The sequence below is a fragment of the Mycobacterium interjectum genome (genome assembly GCF_900078675.2).
GTDB classification, from domain to species: Bacteria; Actinomycetota; Actinomycetes; order Mycobacteriales; family Mycobacteriaceae; genus Mycobacterium; species Mycobacterium interjectum.
This window is the reverse complement of the sequence record NZ_LT546237.1, coordinates 1347007-1363003: the sequence shown is the minus strand read 5'-3', so window position 1 is coordinate 1363003 and position 15997 is coordinate 1347007. Positions and strand designations below refer to the sequence as shown.

Sequence of the window (15997 nt, the reverse complement as noted above, 5' to 3'; positions counted from 1 at the left end):
CCGCATCGCAGTCACTCCTCGATTGCCGGGATCACGATGATGGTTGCCGCGGCGGGGTCGGCCGCAGCGACTACACCGCCGAGTGACCCAGCCACGGCACTGCCGCCCGCGGAGGAGGTCCCGGCAGCGGCGATGGCGCGTCCGGCAAGACTCGACAGGGCCATCTGGCTGAAGACGCCGCCCTCGCCGGCCAGCGCGGCCTCCGGTGCGGCCGCCAAGTTGGTGGGAAACACCGAGGCGAGCGTTTTGATTGCCGGTGCCGCTTCGGTCCAGCCCTGGGGTACCGACATACTCCCGACGAGGGCCGCCTTGCCCATGGCCCCCGATGCCGGCGCCCCGCCGAAGCTCGCGGAGCTCAGGTTTGCCACCTCCCCACTGGTCAGCGGGGCCAACGCCCCGGTGATGGGTTTGATGGCGCCGAAGGCGGCGACACCCTGCCCGTTTTGGGCATAGGCGTACGTCTGACCGAACGACAGGAACGGGCCGCCGGCCAGCGAACTGTCCCCAAAGAAAGGCGACCATATCGAGGTGAGGGACGAGTTGATTGTGTTCCAGTTGGTCAGGTCGGCCGTGAGCCCCGCCGGAAGTGGCGGCAAGTTCAACAACCCCGACGACGACGCCGCCGGCGTGGTGCTTGTCGCCATGTTCTGCAGCGCGGTCGGCAGCGAGTTGACCAACTGGGACAGCTGGGAACCGATGTTCAGGCCACCCGTTCCGCTGGACTGAGAGACGGCGGCCGCCTGCATGGGCGCGGCCGCGGAGTTCGTCGTCTGCGGCGGCTCGGTGAACGGCGTCAACTGTGACGCCGTCGCCGAGGAGGCCGCGTAGGCGTACATCGCGGCGGCGTCCTGGGCCCACATCTCGGCGTACTGGGCCTCGGTGGCCGCGATCGCCGGGGTGTTCTGGCCCAGGAAGTTGGTGGCGATCAGCGCCATGAGCAGTGCGCGGTTGGCCGTGATCACCGGCGGGGGCACCGTGGCCGCGAACGCCGTCTCGTAGGCGCCCGCGGCGATCTTGGCCTGGCTGGCCGCCTCTTCGGCCTGGGCCCCCGTCGCGTTCATCCATGCCACGTATGGGGTGGCGGCCGCCGCCATCGCGATGGACGACGGCCCGGTCCAAGGTCCGACCGCCAGGCCCTGGATCGTCGAGCCGTAGGCGGCCGCTGTCGACTGCAACTGCGTCGCCAATTCGTCCCAGGCCGCCGCGGCTGCGAGCATCGGCCCCGCCCCGGCGCCGACATACATCCGGCCGGAGTTGATCTCCGGTGGTAGCGCCCCGAAATCGAACATCTATGCCCTCCGGTCCCCTAGGTGGCCGCCATGGTAGGCGCGGTTCGGTAGCTCCGGCCGCAACCGCCCGGTAGCTCTAATGGAATCCATGGAATCCGATGCCGGGTCCACGGACCTGTACAACTCGTTTGAAGACAACAGACTCCGCTCCGTTAACTTGAAGATGAAGCTGGCCGCGCATCTACCCGCCGTCAGGGCTCCGCTGCCCAAAATATCAGGATGATCGTGATGGAAACGTATTTGTCGTGGGTTCCTGGGATGTAAGGCTAACGTAAAGAACATATCTCACGGTGTCACTCTGGCTGTGAGTACGCTGGTCGTCAGCTAACGTCTTGCTGTGTTGAAGATGTTGTGCAGCAGGTTTATAGATAGCTTTCAGCAACCTTTCAGAAAGCCATGCTATTTTATCTGTGCTCCGCAATCGACATGCGCTTGCGCGAGCTTAAACGGACGTGATTGATAAGCTCGATGGCCCCGCGTGGCTATCGTACATTCGCCATACTATTTAATGGCCGCATGCGTCATTATCCGGCAGGAAAGGACGCATTTGCGTTCGTCAATAAGTGTCCTGGGTGGCGGCGGTGCAGTGTTCGTTATTCTGGAAGAAGTGCCGTTTGCGCACGGCCGGATCCGGTGGCGCCATCGGTGTCGTCGATGTTGCTGCCGGCGGTACGCGCCGTTTGCCCACGGGCCGCTCGGCCTCGCTGAATGGACAGCTAATCGTCATGTGGTGCTCCCCTGAATTTCACCTAGCGTACGCATTGATCGCTGCCATACCGCTGATTAGCTGCTTGAAGTTCCCTGTGAGCCCGACGCAGGCCGTTTGTCGTGCTAGCGGCCCCGCCGGGTCCGTCGCTGCGTGCGCTCGCCGTGTTCGGCAGGTTGCGGAAAGCTCAATCCGCCGACCGGNCCGGTCAGCAGCCCGGCGATCTCCGCCGCCGGCGACGAGGACGACGCCGGCGAGGACAGGCCCTGCAGCGTGGCGGGCAACGCCGACATCAGCTGCGACAGCGTGTTCTGCTGGGTACCGGCCGGGGCGGCGACGGCCTGGGCCACCGCGGTCGACTGCGCGGACAGCCCGCCGGGGCTGGTGGTCTGCCGCGGCTCGACGAACTGACTCAATTGCGTGGCGACCGCCGAGGAGGCCGCGTAGCCGTACATCGCTGCGGCGTCCTGGGCCCACATTTCGGCGTACTGCGCCTCGGTGGCCGCGATCGCCGGGGTGTTTTGGCCAAGGACGTTGGTGGCGATCAGCGCCGTCAGCTGGGCGCGGTTGGCCGCGATCACCGGCGGCGGCACCGTGGCGGCGAACGCCGCCTCATAGGCCGCCGCGGCGGCCTCGGCCTGGGTGGCGGCCTGCTGGGCTTGCTCGGCCGTCGTGCCCAACCAGGCAACGTACGGCGCCGCGGCCGCCGCCATCGATGCCGACGCCGGGCCGTGCCATTCTTCACCGGTCAGTGCGGCCAGCACCGAACCGTAAGACGTTGCAGTGGAACGCATTTCGGCGGCCAGCCCATGCCAGCCCGACGCGGCGGCCAGCATCGGGCCCGAACCCGCGCCGGAATACATTCGGCCGGAGTTCACCTCGGGCGGAAGCGTCGCAAAATCCAGTTCCAGGGTCATCGCCGGCCTCGCTTCCGGCTCGCTGGGATCTGGGCGGGTGCGCTGAATTGTGTTGCGGTCAAGGCTGATACGCGCGGATGGACAAACGGCATCGGAACTTCTCCTCACGGGAAAGGGCCGATCCCGGGGCGCCTGGCCAGTGCCGGCTACTTCCGCGCATGCCAAAGCCGCAATCCGCGAAGCGGACGCGGGCGGACGAGGCCTGCCGGGGGCGAGCCGTTCAGACTGTCAGAACGGGGCCGGGGTCGGATCGAAACGAAATGGTCGATCTGGAATACGGACTATCGTCGGGACTCATTTCGCACTCACCTCCTCACGGCCTTGGCACACGGGGATGCCCTTTACCTACGCGGCTTGCACACGGGGAGGAGGGTCAGGGCGGAACGCCCGGACACCGCACCCCTCTCGTCAGAGCTTTGGCACCACACGGCGTATCCGGCTCTACTCGAGCTGGAAGCCACTTGGGCTCAACCCTTAATCCGGGAAGAGCTGTCCTGACCCTGGGCGTCTTTCGACGTTCGAGGTCAGTGGCCTGTGTCCGTGCAGACGCCTCACCTAGCGAGGTGCTTGCAGAGGCCATCGTGGCATCAGCAGCGTAGGTCAGTCAAGCCAAGCCGCGGCCGGCTTGCCGCAATTCGCCTGCCGCCCGGTTCATCCTGCGGCCGCCGGGCCGGCCATCACGGTCACGCGGAACCCGTAGCGCGAGCCATGGCCCGTCCCTCCGCCAAGCATCGCTCGGCCGCCGCGAAAACAGACCGTGCGGGTTAGCTGCTGCGGCTGGGCGGGAGCTTTATCACCCGGGCTTCGTCTCGGCCACCGCCGCCTTCAGCCCCTCGGCGAGGTCGTCGCGGGTCAGTTCCTTGAACCGGAGCAATTGGGCGTCGCTGAAGTCGGTGAGATCGCTCGCCAGCACCGCGTCGAGGTCCTCGTCGTCCAGGCGGAAGCTGCGGTGATCGCGGGCCTTCTCCACCACGTTGCGCACGAAGCCGGCGTTGCCGAGCGTGTCGATGCCGCGGATCAGGTCCCCGTCTTCGGAATAGCTCTCTTCGAGGTAGAACTTGGTGTATGACGGCAACAACACCTCGACCTCGGAGTCGGCGACGATGTCCTCGTTATCGCGTGCCATCAGCTTGGTCAGGGCGATCAGCTCGTCCGGCGTGTAGCTGAAGAATTCGATCACGGTCGAAAAGCGCCGTCGCAGACCCTGATTCACCTCGAGCATCTTGTCCATGGCCTTGGCATAGCCCGCCCCGAAGACCACCAACTCGTCGCGGTGGTTCTCCATGTAGAGCAGCAGGGTGTTGATGATCGCGTTGCCGTAGGGGTCACCCTGGTGATACCCCGTCTCGTGCAGGGTGTGCATCTCGTCGAAGAAGACCGCTCCGCCCAACGCGCCCTCGAGCATCTCCTCGGTGTTCTTTTCCGCGTCGGCCATGTAACGGCCCAGCAGCTTGGTGCGGCTGGTCTCCACCACCAGCGGCTTGCGTAACACCGTCAGCCCGCACAGCTGCTTGGCGAACGCGCGCGCCACCGACGTCTTGCCGGTCCCGGGCGGCCCCAGCAGCAGGGTGTGGCGCGAGGTCACGGGCACCGGGAGACCCATCTTCTCCCGGGCCAAGTTCACCTTGGTGGTGGATTTGATGAGCTTGATCTCGCGCTTGGCCCGCTCCATGCCCAGCATCGCATTGAGTTCGGCGTCGCCCTCGGCCAGATACTTGGCGGCCTCCTGGGCGTGGCGGGCGGCCTCCGTCTGCGCGCGCGACGGCGCGCTATCGGGATCCCACGGGTCGGTGCGGGCCTCGATCGTCTCCGGATCGGTCAGCACCAGCCGGTAGTTGGGGTTGTCGAGCGCTTCTCGGGCCGGGGCGAACTTCGGGTCCCGCGAATACACCCGTCGCAACAGCTCGACGGCTTCCTCCTCGCGGCCCACGTGCCGCAGGCACATGCCCTGCGTGTACAGGGCGATGTTGGCCGCCCCGGGAACCCGGTCCCCCTCGACGGCGGCCTCGCCGCGGCGGAAGGCCTCCTCGAAGACGCCCAAGGATGCCAGCGCGGTGGTCGCCATCGCCGCGCCCGCGGCCTTCAGCTCGGGGTGGCGCCAAGTCTTTCCCTCGGGAAACTGGACGAGCACGTCGGGCCACCGCCCGGTGCGGAAATACAGCACACCCCGCACGTAGTTGACCACTTCCTCGTCGAAGGGGTGCCGGGGCTCGACGCCGTCGAGAAGTTTCGCGGCCTCCTCGTACCGTTTCGCCTCGGCGAGGACGGCGGCATAAGCGCACGCCAGCGACTCGACGCTGGTGACGGCCAGGCGCAAAAACAACCCGTCGGACACCTCGGGCCGGAACTGGAGATCGGTGACCCCGAGGCGCCGGGTTTCCCAGCCGAACGTCCGGACCGAGGCCCACGCGCCGGCAAGCACCTCGATGCTCTGCTCCCCTGCCAGCATCCGCGCCAGCCAGCCATCGCACATCCCCGGATCAAGCGTGGTCGCCGTGGTGAACATCTGCGCAGCCACCTGCGGGTTGTGGCTTGGCTGCAGCCCGTTGACCGATATTCCGGACGCCAAAAGCCCGGCGACCATGGCATTACGGGCGTCTTCGGCGGTGGATTGGGGCCGCGTCATTGCGCTGCGGATACGCTCGCTGCGCCCTCCCGAACCTGACCGAGCGACAGCACCAGATCCTCGTCATCGAGCAACGGACGGCTGGGCACGACCAGGAGCGGGCGGGCCGCCGGGGCGGGCAAGCTGGCGCGTACCGCCGCCAGTTGGCGGCCGGTGAGCCGGTTGAGGCCCGACGAAACCTTTCGCGGGAGCCGGCCTTCGCTGTGGTAGCGCACCCATGCCGCCAGCTGGGGCCGGCCGCCGCTGGTGTCGAGCCGGACCGTGATCACGGCGGCCCCCACGTCGGGCAGCAACAAGTGCTCAAGGGTCTCGGTGGAGATGTCCGACGGGGTCAACCAGAAGCTCGAGGCGAACCCGTTGAAGTGCTTCAGGTGCCGCCATCCGGGACGGCTCCACGTCGGTTCCAGGTCGGCCAGCACGGCGCTGTCGACCTCGGCGAGCTCGTCGGCGGTCAACGGCCTGGCCACACACGACTGTCCGTCGAGATCCTGGGCGAGCCGTTCGGTGGCCGCCGCCAACGTCGATGCGAGCGAATCGCGGGCCGCCACGGCGGCGACGTTGCGCTGCGGGTTCATCCGCAATACCAGCCAGGTGCGGCGTACGTAGGAGGTGGGCTCGTCGCTCACCAGCCCCCACTCTTCGGGCCCCCAGTCATCCAGCTTCGATTTCTCGGCGGCTCTGACCTCGGGGCCGCCGCGGCGAACCTTCATCGTGACCACGTCGATGCCGTCGAGGTGAATATCGAACTGGCGCAAGCCATCAGCGACAGCGTGCACCGGCAGGATGCCGGCCGTCGTCCGGTGCCGGTGGCGCCCGGAGGCGTCCTCCTCCCCGCCGTCGACCACGATCACGCTCACCAGGTGGCCTTCGTACTGGCGTACGCCGACCTTGTCACGCCCGAAGCGGCGCTGGTGGTCGATCGCGGGCGTGCATCCCGCGGTCAGCGCGGTGCCGGGGTCGGCGGACCAGTCCCACAGCCACGTGGCCAGGCCGGAGGTCACGGTGAGCCCGTGGTGGGTGACGAGCGACAGCAGCGTCACCACCGACGCCAGCCCCACACCCACCCAGAACGCGATGTGGTGCTCACCCTGCCAGGAGGCCGGGCAGTGGCTGGCCACCAACAGGATCAGGATGTCGACCAGAAACACCGCGGTGACGCGCGGCCACGCCAAGGACAGTCCAAAACTGCGTTGAGCCTTCATTACTATCGCTGCTCCGACCTCATTGCTGCTTGCGTGTTCGCTTGATGAACACCGCGATCCCGAACACGGCGCCGCCGATCAACAAGGCCGCGGTCAACCCTCCGGCTGCCACCCATATTGGCACCATATCGCGGTGGGGGGCCGGCTTCGGGATGTTCAGGGGCGCCGACAGTTGCTGCGGCGCCTTCACCGGACCCTCGGGTACATCCCAGGTCAGCGCCGCCACCGGGTCGATCACGCCGTATCCGACCTGGTTGTCGACCCCGCGCGCCGGCGCCCTGGCGGTGCGCTCCAGCCGGTTGATGATCTGGTACGCCGATAGCTGGGGATACTTGGCGCGAACGAGGGCGGCCACGCCGGACACGATCGCGGTCGAGAAGCTGGTGCCGGCCGGGACCAGCAGCGTGTTGTCCGGGCCGTCGATGGCGTTGATCAGGCCGTCGTCCCGGGGCGAGAGCCCGATGACGTCGGTGCCCGGCGCGGCGATGCCGACCCACGGTCCGGCGACACTCGTCGAACCCTGCCCGCCGCCCTGGGTGAGCGGCCGGCCCTCGGTGTCGACCGCGCCGACCGTCAGGACGTAGTCGCTGTACCAGGACGGAGTCACCACCGTGCTGACACCGCTCCAGCCGCGCGGGTCCTTGGGCTGCATGGGATCGTAGGCCGGGTTTTGTTTGCAGTCCTTCTTGCTGGTGTCCCCGGCCGCGGCCACGATGACGACGTTCTTGTCGACCGCCGCGTACCGCACGGCGGCGCCCAGCGTGCGCTGGTCGACAATGTTGCGCGCGCTCATGCAGGTCACGTCGGAGATGTTGATCACCGTGGCGCCCAGGTTCGCGGCGTGCACGATCGCCCGCGCCATGGTCTCGACGTCGTCGATCTTTGCCCGGGTCTGCGGATCCTCGTCCCCGGTGTAGGCGTCCTTGAGGCCGAACGCCTGGCTGGACTGCCGGATCGAGATGATGTCGACGTCCGGGGCGATCCCGCTGTAGGCGTCGGGCTGCGACGACGGGGCTCCCGGCGGCGCCGGGGGCGGGGGTGGCGNAGGTTCCGGCGGCGCGGGAGGCGCTGGGGGCGCGCCGAACGGTCCCGGAGGCGCTTCCGGTGGCGGAGGCACCATCGTCACCGTCTGGGGCAGCGGCGACAGGGTCACCGTCTGCGGCGGCGGCGCCTTGGGGGGCGGCTCCGTGGTGGGGATGGTGACCGGCTTGCGCGGCGCCGCGGGCGGCGCAGCGGCGCCGTTGGCCGGGGCCGCGCCGATCATCGACGCGACGATGGTGCCGTGCGCGTCGCAGTCCGACAGCCCGTCGCCGGACATGATGTAGTCCCCGCCGGGGATCAGGTGCGGAAACCGCGGGTGCGGCGTCACACCGGTGTCGATGACCGCGACCTTCTGCCCCGCGCCGCGCCCGAACTGCCACGCCTCCTGCAGGTTCAGCATGTCCATGTACTTCGGCTGCAGCCGGAAGTCGGTGCCGGGCAGCACCCCGACCTCGGTGCAGTAGGAGTTCTGCTTCATCGGCGCCGGCGGTCCCGGCGGACCGTCCGGCGGCACCGCACCCGGATCAACCGTCGGCGGGGAGATCGCCGACGCGGGTGGCAAACCGGCTAGTGCACCTGAAGCGAGCAGGAGAGCGGCGACGGTCGCGCGCGAAGCGCGACCGCGCCACCCCTTGCTTTTAGCGGTAACGGATCGCCGCATAAACATTCATCAGCCAGAATGCCAACGGGAAGATGGGCATCAGGCACAGGTACTCGACGTATTCCACCAACTTGCGGAACAGCGGGCTGTAGATGGTGTTGGGCACGACCGCCGCGGCCGTCATACCCAGCGCCGGCAGCACGACGAGGATCGCCACGCAGATCGACACCGCCAGCGGCGACTGCAGCCCCAGGGCGTAGCGCACCACCACCGCGGCGACGATGAGCACCGCCGTCGAGGCAAGGGTGATGGCCTGCCAGCGGTCGACGTAGGAACGCCCGCGCAACATCAGGAAGCCCGCGCTGAAGCCGGCCAGCAGCAGCGGCAGCCAGCGCTGGAAGGTGTGCGGATCGGACAGGGAGGCCAGCGAGACCACCATCAGCACGCCCAGCCCCAGCAGCAGACCCGTCAGGAACGACCGGGCCCGCTCGGCCTGCAGCACCACATCCCGGACGGACGCGGGACCCTCCAGGACGGGAGCGCCGCCGTCGGGCCGCACCACCGTGGTGGGCAGATCCGGCCGCGCCTCGAACACCCACCGGCTGGTGGCCGACGGGAAGACGGGCAGCCGAATGCCGGCCAACCGGCGCGACAAGGCCGGCGCCGCCTGGTAGGTCAGCACGCAGACCAGCACCACGCAGGTGAAGTTCGTGACCGCGCTGGTATTTGCGACCATGCGTGCCAGGCTGGCGATCGCCGCCACCGCGCTGATGGTGACGATCGCGGTGTAGATGCCAAGCCGGCGACCGGTGAAGCGCAGGGTGAGCGCCGCCGCAACCGCAAGCACCCCGAAGCCCAGCACCGCTTGCGGGGAGCCGACACCACCCGGCGGCGCCGAGGCCGCGGCCACGGTCAGCGGCGCGAGGCCGCTCAACAGCATGATGTCGGCGACCAAACGGTCGGAGTGCGTCTTCGCCCGCATCGCCAGCAGGATGGCGACCGTCAACACGACCGCGGCGATGATCGCAGAGTAGGCCGTGGGCAGCCAGGAGTTGTGGTGCCAACGCCACCACCCCAGCAAACCTGCCGCCGCGGTCACGCCGATCGCGACCATCGAAGCGCCGACCTGAACGGCGACGACCGGGTCGATCGCGGCGAAGCGCTTGCTCAGGTTTGCCGAGACCGCGGTCGAGATGTGCTCGATGACCTGCGACCGGTGCTCTGTGTCCGGCAGGAACCGGATCCACAACCGGTCACCGTCGTAGACGTCTTGCTCGGTCAGGGACTGGGTGGCCCGCAGCGGGCTGCCGTCGACCAGGCACAGCGCCCACCGGCCGCGTCCCGTGGCCTCCAGCGGGGTCTCGCCGAGTTCCCTGAGGCGGCTGTTGACCACCTTCAGCAGCGGGTCGGTCATCACCGAGACCGGGGCGTTGGCGTCCAGCAGAACGCCGATTTGGACGCCCTCGCCGGCCATGATGCCGACGACTACCGCGCGAGGCTGTGCGATGCCCTCGATTTCCGCCTGTAAGGCGTCAGATACTCCTGCCGATGTCATCGCCCGGCACCCCCCGTCATGGTGAATGTGTAACCCGGTGTCGCCATACGCGCGGGAGCCTCGGTGGCTTCACTCGCCGCGGCGCTGCGGCCCCCTGAGAGGTACAGCTCGACTAATTCGAATTTCATCTGCCTCGCCTTGCGCTAAGGAGTGGTGGTGAGAGTGCTTTGGAGATTTGCTGATGATTCTAGAGAAGTATGCCGTCTTCGCACCCCGACCGCATGTTGTCGGCAAAAGCGTTGGTAAAGTTTGTGTTTCACGCGGATGTCAAACCCTGCTGTGGGTTTTCCACTCGCCGTAGGGCAGGGTGTCCAGCACCGTTTTGATGCCCACCTGCACCAGTTGCGGGGTCGCCGGGCAGATCGCCAGCCACGCCTCCCCCGAGCCCGCTGTGCGCGCCTGTTGATAGAGCGCGATGCGGCCACCCGAGCCGTCCTTCAGCGACAGCACCGAGGCGCTCGGGCCCTTGGCGTCGTCCCGGTACTGGCGCGCGTACACCGCTACCTCGGCGGCCGGGTCCGACAGGGCCTGGCCCAGCGCGGCGACCGTGGCGGCGCTGATGCCCATCCGCCGCAGATCACCGCCGGAAAAGACGTTGAACCCGGACTCCTGCCACGACTTCGTCGCTTCCAGCATCTCCTCCAGCGGCACGTTGACCGCGTTGATCGCCGCCGGCTCCGCGTGGTGAATCGACTCCAGGCCGTCCAACACCAGCGACGCGATCGAGGCGCTGTCCGCGACGGCGACGTCGTCGACGGTGATGTCGCTGCCGACTCGCACTGCCGACACCCAGTGCTGTCCTCGGCGGGCCAGCACCACCCGGAACTCGTTGTCGGGGATGTCGCGCGAACCGGGCGGCTGGTTCTCGTCGTCCACCACGCCGTAGAGCAGCTTGCCCCGCGACAGCAGGGCGACGACCTCAAGGTCGGGCGCGGCGAGGACACGCATCCGGGCGGCGACCTGCTCCTGCACCTCGTCGCCGACGACGATGCCCTGCTCGCGCATCACCGCCATTCCCGGATGTTCGTTGAGCCAGTCGCTCGAGTCGGTGGATACGAACGGCCGACACCGCAGTTCGGGCGCGACGTGTCGGATGTCGAGCAACGCCTGAAGCATCCAGAAGCCGTCGACGTTGACGGTGATGTCGGTGCGGGTGCTCTGTTGATCCATCAATAGCCTCAGAGGTCGAAGTGGTCGAAGTGGTCGAAGTGGTCGAAGTGGTCGAAGTGGTCGAAGTGGTCGAAGTTTACTGAAACCGCAGGACGCGGCAGCACACCGATGTGTGGTGTGCTGCCGCGCCCGAAGTTGCGAGTTAGGCCCAGCTGGACCCGACGGCCGANCATCCACTGCACGTAGGGCTGCGCCGCCGAAGCCATCGACGCCGAGGCGGGTCCCATCCACTCCTCGCTCGACAGCTGGGTGATGATCTGGTCGTAGCCCATGGCCGCCGAGGTTAATTCAGCGGCAATCCCATTCCACGCCGCGGCCGCCGCCATCATCGAGCCCGAGCCCGGGCCCGCGTAGATCATCGCGGAGCTGACCTCCGGTGGCAACATACCCAAGTCACTCATCACTGCCTCCTAGCCGGCCGCGGCCGCGTTGGCCGCCTCGGTCGCCGCGTACGACCCCGAGCTGATGCCCAGGGTGCTGACGAACTGCTCGTGAATCGCCGCCGCCTGCGCGCTGACGGCCTGGTACATCTGGGCGTGGGCGGCGAACTGGGCCGCGGTGAGCGCCGACACCTCGTCGGCCGCCGCCGGCACCACCCCCGTCGTCGGGGCCGCCGCCGCGGCGTTCTGGGCGCTCAGCGCCGAGCCGATCCCCTGCAGGCTTCCGGCCGCCGCGGCCAGGGCCTCCGGCTGTGTGGTAACGAACGACATAGGTTTCCCTCCTCGAATTCCTCCGCACCGCTTTGTGCAAGAGAGTAGATGACAACATCTGCTTGAAGCTCGCTCCGAGGCCACCCGTTCTCAATTGTTCACTGGATGGCACGGCAAATTCACTTTTGGTAACGACACAGTAACAGCGCACGGCCCCTACCGCTGGCGTTCACAGGACCGTCACAGCAAACCGTCAGAGGCGAGACCCCGTTGGTGCTGTGGAAGGCCTACTGGCCAGCACGTATGGAGCTTATCACCGACGGGGCGAAAACGCGCGGGAGCAAATGCAGCACGGCGTACCCCCGCCTACCCGGCCGCCGGCGGGCGGGCCATCACGACCGGCTTGAATCCGTAGCGCGGTCCCGCGTTGGATCCGCCGNGTAGGAGGTCGCCTGCGCCTGGCCACTCCAGCCCGCACCGGCGATGTTCATCGACGACGCCCACATCTTGCGGGCCTCGTCCTCAACGGTCTGCGCGTGGACCTCGAAACGGCCCGCCATCGCCCGCATCTCGTGCGGGTCGGTCATAAAACGTGTTGCCATGTTGGCTTTCTCCTTAATTCTGAGTGACTTGATTTTCAGTTGTGATGAGCGACGACCCGGCGGTTACGCGCTAACGCACCGCCGAATCGCATACAGAAAGTTGGTCCCCCCCGGAAAGCTGTTTCGGCCCAGCCGTCAGGCCCCGGCGCCGTCGACGCCGGATGGTCGCCATGGAACCCGCATCGTCGCGGGTTCCGTCGAAGGCGTTAACCGCTGGACCCGATCAGCCCGCCGACGCCGCGTTGGCGACTTCGGTCGCGGCGTAGGACGCCGAACTGATGCCCAGGGTGCTGACGAACTGCTCGTGAATCGCCGCCGCCTGCGCGCTGACCGCCTGGTACATCTGCGCGTGCGCGGCGAACTGGGCCGCGGTCAGCGCCGACACCTCGTCGGCCGCCGCCGGCACCACCCCCGTCGTCGGGGCCGCCGCCGCGGCGTTCTGGGCGCTCAGCGCCGAGCCGATCCCCTGCAGGCTTCCGGCCGCCGCGGCCAGGGCCTCCGGCTGTGTGGTAACGAACGACATAGGTTTCCCTCCTCGAATTCCTCCGCACCGCTTTGTGCAAGAGAGTAGATGACAACATCTGCTTGAAGCTCGCTCCGAGGCCACCCGTTCTCAATTGTTCACTGGATGGCACGGCAAATTCACTTTTGGTAACGACACAGTAACAGCGCACGGCCCCTACCGCTGGCGTTCACAGGACCGTCACAGCAAACCGTCAGAGGCGAGACCCCGTTGGTGCTGTGGAAGGCCTACTGGCCAGCACGTATGGAGCTTATCACCGACGGGGCGAAAACGCGCGGGAGCAAATGCAGCACGGCGTACCCCCGCCTACCCGGCCGCCGGCGGGCGGGCCATCACGACCGGCTTGAATCCGTAGCGCGGTCCCGCGTTGGATCCGCCGGTACCCGTGCCCGCCAGCGGCATGCCGCCCAGGAGGTTTCCGGCTCCCGCATCGGGTGCCTCTCTGACGTTGCTGACGGGTATGGCGGTGGCATGGCTCGGCGCCGTGACGGGCCCCGACCACGACGCCGGCACCGACAGCTTGCCGAGCGATGTCGCGCTCCCCAAGTGCGCCGCAACGGGGGCGCCTCCGCCGAGCAACCCACTCAGCCCGGGCAAGCCCTTGGGGATGGCGGCTGCCGCCGGCGCCGCCGCCCCGCCGATCGCGCCGAGCGTTTTCGCGGTCTGGGTCATGGAGTTGGCCATACCGATGCTGAAGTAGGGCAGACCCTCGGTGTTGTAGAAAACCCCGGCGTACGGCGAGATCGCGGACATAAATGCCGAAAGGCTGGTCCCGGGGAAGGTGGGGCTTCCGAACAACATCTGCCAGACCGGGGACAGCGGGCCCGCGCCCGACGCGAAGTACCACCATTCCTGTTGCAATGGCGTGTAGTACGGCGACGCCAGGCTGGTGAGTTGAGCGGTGATCTGGCTGATGGCGCTGTTGAGCTGGTTCTGTATCGAGCTGACCGAAGTCGTGGCGGCGGCCGCCTGGGTGGTCGACGCCGCCGGATTGGCGACCGTCGGTGCCGCGGTGAACGGCGTCACGGTGGAAGCCGACGCCGAGTTGCCGGCATAGCTGTACATGGTCGCGGCGTCCTGAGCCCAGAACTCGCCGTATTGCGCCTCCAGTTGCGCGATGATCCCGGTGTTCTGCCCAATCACGTTGGTCTGCACCGCCTCAGCCAACTCGGCTCTGTTTGCCGCGATGACCGGCGGAGGCACTATCGCGGCAACCGCGGCCTCGTAGGCGGCGGCCGCAGCGCTGGCCTGCGTGGCCGCCTGTTCGGCCTGGGCTGCGGTGGTACTCACCCACTCCACGTATGGTTGCGCGGCCTGCGCCATCGACGCCGAGGCCGGCCCCAGCCACTCCTCGCTGGCCAACTGGGTCACCACGTTCTCGTAGTCAAGGGCGGCCGCGGTCAGCTCGGCGGCCAGTGAGTTCCACGCCGAGGCCGCGGTCACGAGCGGCGTGGAGCCCACGCCGGCGTACAGGCGTGCCGAGTTGATCTCGGGCGGTAATGCGCCAAAATCGAGTGCCATTTCCTGACTCCTTTAACCAGTCGCGGCCGCGTTGGCCGCCTCCGTAGCCGACTCAATCGCTCCGAAATCGCTTGCCGCACTTGCCCATACCGTGCTTGACGGCGACGGCCGGATCGGGTGGGATTCGGTCGGCTGGGTACCGGCTTGGCGAATGTCGTTGGGCATCTGCGTCATCCGGCCGATGGTGGACGGGCGAGCACGCTGCGTCTGAAGCCATATTCGCGGGGCGGCCAGGCGGAGCCGGCGCGTCGGCCGCCGGGGCCCATCGGCATGCCGCGCAGCAGCCCGTTGGGGCCGGCGCCGTGCGGGTCGGTGGCGTAGTCGACGGCGAGCGCCTGGGCGGCTTGCTGCTGCACCGAGACGGGAGGGCCGGTCCATGCCTGCGGCACCGACAGCCCCCCGATCTTGGTGGCGGAGGACAAATTCGCCGCCACCCCCCCGTGGCTGCCCGCGCCACCGGCCACGGAGCCGAAGTGCAGGCCGGCGAACTGGGGCGTGGCGAACCAGGCGCCTTGCGAACCGGCCGTCGTTCCGCCGGGACCGAACGTCAACTGCTGCGAGATCGAGCCGACGAAACTCATCATGCCGGTTGAGAAGTACGGGAGCCCCACGGCCAATCGGGACAGGGCCACCCGGTTCGTCACGTTGAGATTGGCGAATTGCTGGACGATCCACCAGTTGTAGGGGTTCAGCGGCGACGCCAACGCCCCCGTCGAAAGTTGTTGGAGTGCTTGGTTGATCGACGTAAAGATCGACGTGACGGAGAGCGCGTCAGGGGTGAGCGACAGTCCAGGGGTCGCGGCGGCCGCTTCCGGTGCGCTGGTCCCCGCGGGCGTCGCGATGGCCTGGCTGACGGCGGCCGCCTGCGCGGCCAGTCCGCTTTGGTCGGTGGCCCGTGCCGGCTCGCTGAAAGCGTTCAACCGCGTGGCGACCGCCGAGGCGCCCGCGTAGCCGTACATCGCTGTGGCGTCTTGCGCCCACATCTGCGCGTACTGGGCCTCGGTGGCGGCGATCGCGGGGAAATTCTGCCCGAAGAAATTGGTCGCGACCAGCGTCATCAACAACACCCGGTTGGCCGCGACGACCGGAGGAGGGACCGTCAGCGCAAAGGCGGTTTCGAAGGCCGCCGCTGCCGCCCTGGCTTGGTTGGCGGTCTCCTCGGCCAGCGCGGCGGCAGTACTGAGCCAGGAGATATAAGGGGCGGCCGCGGCCACCATGGCTTGCGCCGCCGGGCCCAGCCACGGTGCGCTGGTCAGCTCGGTGACCGCCGACGTGTAGCCGGTCGCGGTCAGGCTCATTTCGGTGGCCAGCCCATCCCAGGCCGACGCCGCGGCCATCATCGACCCGGAACCCGGGCCGGCATACATCCGGCCCGAGTTGATCTCTGGTGGTAGCGCCCCGAAGTCGAGCACTTACGAACCGTCGGACTCAAAGGGCATTTTTTCTCCGCAAGTTCGGATATAACTGCGCGATTGTTCGCGACGTTGTACTGCTGTGAGGCTAAACCGCGCGACCCCATCGCCGCCGCCACGCGATAGGGCCGGCACCTCGGGCCGGTGGCGATTCGCTGGGTGGCCGAAGAGCAAAGTGGGGC

At 67.8% G+C, this 15997-nt stretch carries 10 protein-coding genes, 3 pseudogenes and 1 riboswitch; all 13 genes and pseudogenes read right to left on the bottom strand.

Annotated features, from left to right (window positions below; genetic code table 11):
- Window positions 1-11: 11 nt before the first annotated feature.
- The 13 genes and pseudogenes from BN4348_RS40745 to BN4348_RS40680 all read right to left on the bottom strand — a co-directional run bounded on the left by BN4348_RS40745 (window position 12) and on the right by BN4348_RS40680 (window position 15815).
- Complete coding sequence (locus tag BN4348_RS40745; protein ID WP_066912471.1) at window positions 12-1289, bottom strand: PPE family protein; 1278 nt, start codon at window positions 1287-1289, stop codon at window positions 12-14.
- Between the two features lie 956 nt (window positions 1290-2245).
- Window positions 2246-2912 (bottom strand): annotated as a pseudogene (locus BN4348_RS40740) (PPE family protein); the annotation flags it as partial.
- Window positions 2913-3305: 393 nt separating this feature from the next.
- Window positions 3306-3482, bottom strand: a riboswitch (M-box (ykoK) riboswitch).
- A gap of 223 nt (window positions 3483-3705) precedes the next feature.
- Entirely contained in the window at window positions 3706-5538 is a 1833-nt protein-coding gene (eccA, locus tag BN4348_RS40730) for a type VII secretion AAA-ATPase EccA (protein WP_066912469.1), read from the bottom strand.
- On the bottom strand, window positions 5535-6740 hold the full coding sequence (gene eccE / locus BN4348_RS40725) for a type VII secretion protein EccE (RefSeq protein WP_066912466.1): 1206 nt from the start codon (window positions 6738-6740) through the stop codon (window positions 5535-5537). The genes eccA and eccE overlap by 4 nt, the downstream gene beginning before the upstream one ends.
- Before the next feature lie 19 nt (window positions 6741-6759).
- The gene (locus BN4348_RS40720; protein WP_066912464.1) at window positions 6760-8442 is read right to left on the bottom strand and encodes a type VII secretion-associated serine protease mycosin; all 1683 of its coding nucleotides are present in this window, start codon (window positions 8440-8442) and stop codon (window positions 6760-6762) included.
- Window positions 8420-9937 carry a type VII secretion integral membrane protein EccD gene (eccD, locus tag BN4348_RS40715; RefSeq protein ID WP_066912462.1) on the bottom strand — a complete coding sequence of 506 codons (1518 nt, stop codon included), beginning with the start codon at window positions 9935-9937 and terminating at the stop codon, window positions 8420-8422. Before eccD ends, BN4348_RS40720 begins: the two co-directional genes overlap by 23 nt.
- A 267-nt stretch (window positions 9938-10204) precedes the next feature.
- Window positions 10205-11107 (bottom strand): ESX secretion-associated protein EspG, encoded by a 903-nt coding sequence (locus BN4348_RS40710; RefSeq protein WP_066912460.1) that lies wholly within the window; start codon window positions 11105-11107, stop codon window positions 10205-10207.
- 152 nt (window positions 11108-11259) lie between these two features.
- A pseudogene (locus BN4348_RS61365) lies at window positions 11260-11508 on the bottom strand (PPE domain-containing protein); the annotation flags it as partial.
- A gap of 9 nt (window positions 11509-11517) precedes the next feature.
- Window positions 11518-11817, bottom strand: a complete 300-nt coding sequence (locus BN4348_RS40700) for a PE family protein (RefSeq protein ID WP_066912455.1) — start codon at window positions 11815-11817, stop codon at window positions 11518-11520.
- Window positions 11818-12200: 383 nt separating this feature from the next.
- A pseudogene (locus BN4348_RS40695) lies at window positions 12201-12359 on the bottom strand (WXG100 family type VII secretion target); the annotation flags it as partial.
- A gap of 223 nt (window positions 12360-12582) precedes the next feature.
- Window positions 12583-12882, bottom strand: coding sequence for a PE family protein (locus BN4348_RS40690; protein ID WP_066912446.1), 300 nt, complete (start codon window positions 12880-12882; stop codon window positions 12583-12585).
- 306 nt (window positions 12883-13188) lie between these two features.
- Window positions 13189-14403 carry a PPE family protein gene (locus BN4348_RS40685; protein WP_066912441.1) on the bottom strand — a complete coding sequence of 405 codons (1215 nt, stop codon included), beginning with the start codon at window positions 14401-14403 and terminating at the stop codon, window positions 13189-13191.
- 170 nt (window positions 14404-14573) lie between these two features.
- A complete protein-coding gene (locus tag BN4348_RS40680) occupies window positions 14574-15815 on the bottom strand; it encodes a PPE family protein (protein WP_066912439.1) in 1242 nt (413 codons plus the stop codon).
- Window positions 15816-15997 lie beyond the last annotated feature (182 nt).

Excerpts from the sequence above, each read along its gene's own strand:
- BN4348_RS40745 (WP_066912471.1), bottom strand. The coding sequence starts at position 1,289 with ATGTTCGATTTCGGGGCGCTACCACCGGAGATCAACTCCGGCCGGATG.
- eccA (WP_066912469.1), bottom strand. The coding sequence starts at position 5,538 with ATGACGCGGCCCCAATCCACCGCCGAAGACGCCCGTAATGCCATGGTC.
- eccE (WP_066912466.1), bottom strand. The coding sequence starts at position 6,740 with ATGAAGGCTCAACGCAGTTTTGGACTGTCCTTGGCGTGGCCGCGCGTC.
- eccD (WP_066912462.1), bottom strand. The coding sequence starts at position 9,937 with ATGACATCGGCAGGAGTATCTGACGCCTTACAGGCGGAAATCGAGGGC.
- BN4348_RS40710 (WP_066912460.1), bottom strand. The coding sequence starts at position 11,107 with ATGGATCAACAGAGCACCCGCACCGACATCACCGTCAACGTCGACGGC.
- BN4348_RS40700 (WP_066912455.1), bottom strand. The coding sequence starts at position 11,817 with ATGTCGTTCGTTACCACACAGCCGGAGGCCCTGGCCGCGGCGGCCGGA.
- BN4348_RS40690 (WP_066912446.1), bottom strand. The coding sequence starts at position 12,882 with ATGTCGTTCGTTACCACACAGCCGGAGGCCCTGGCCGCGGCGGCCGGA.
- BN4348_RS40685 (WP_066912441.1), bottom strand. The coding sequence starts at position 14,403 with ATGGCACTCGATTTTGGCGCATTACCGCCCGAGATCAACTCGGCACGC.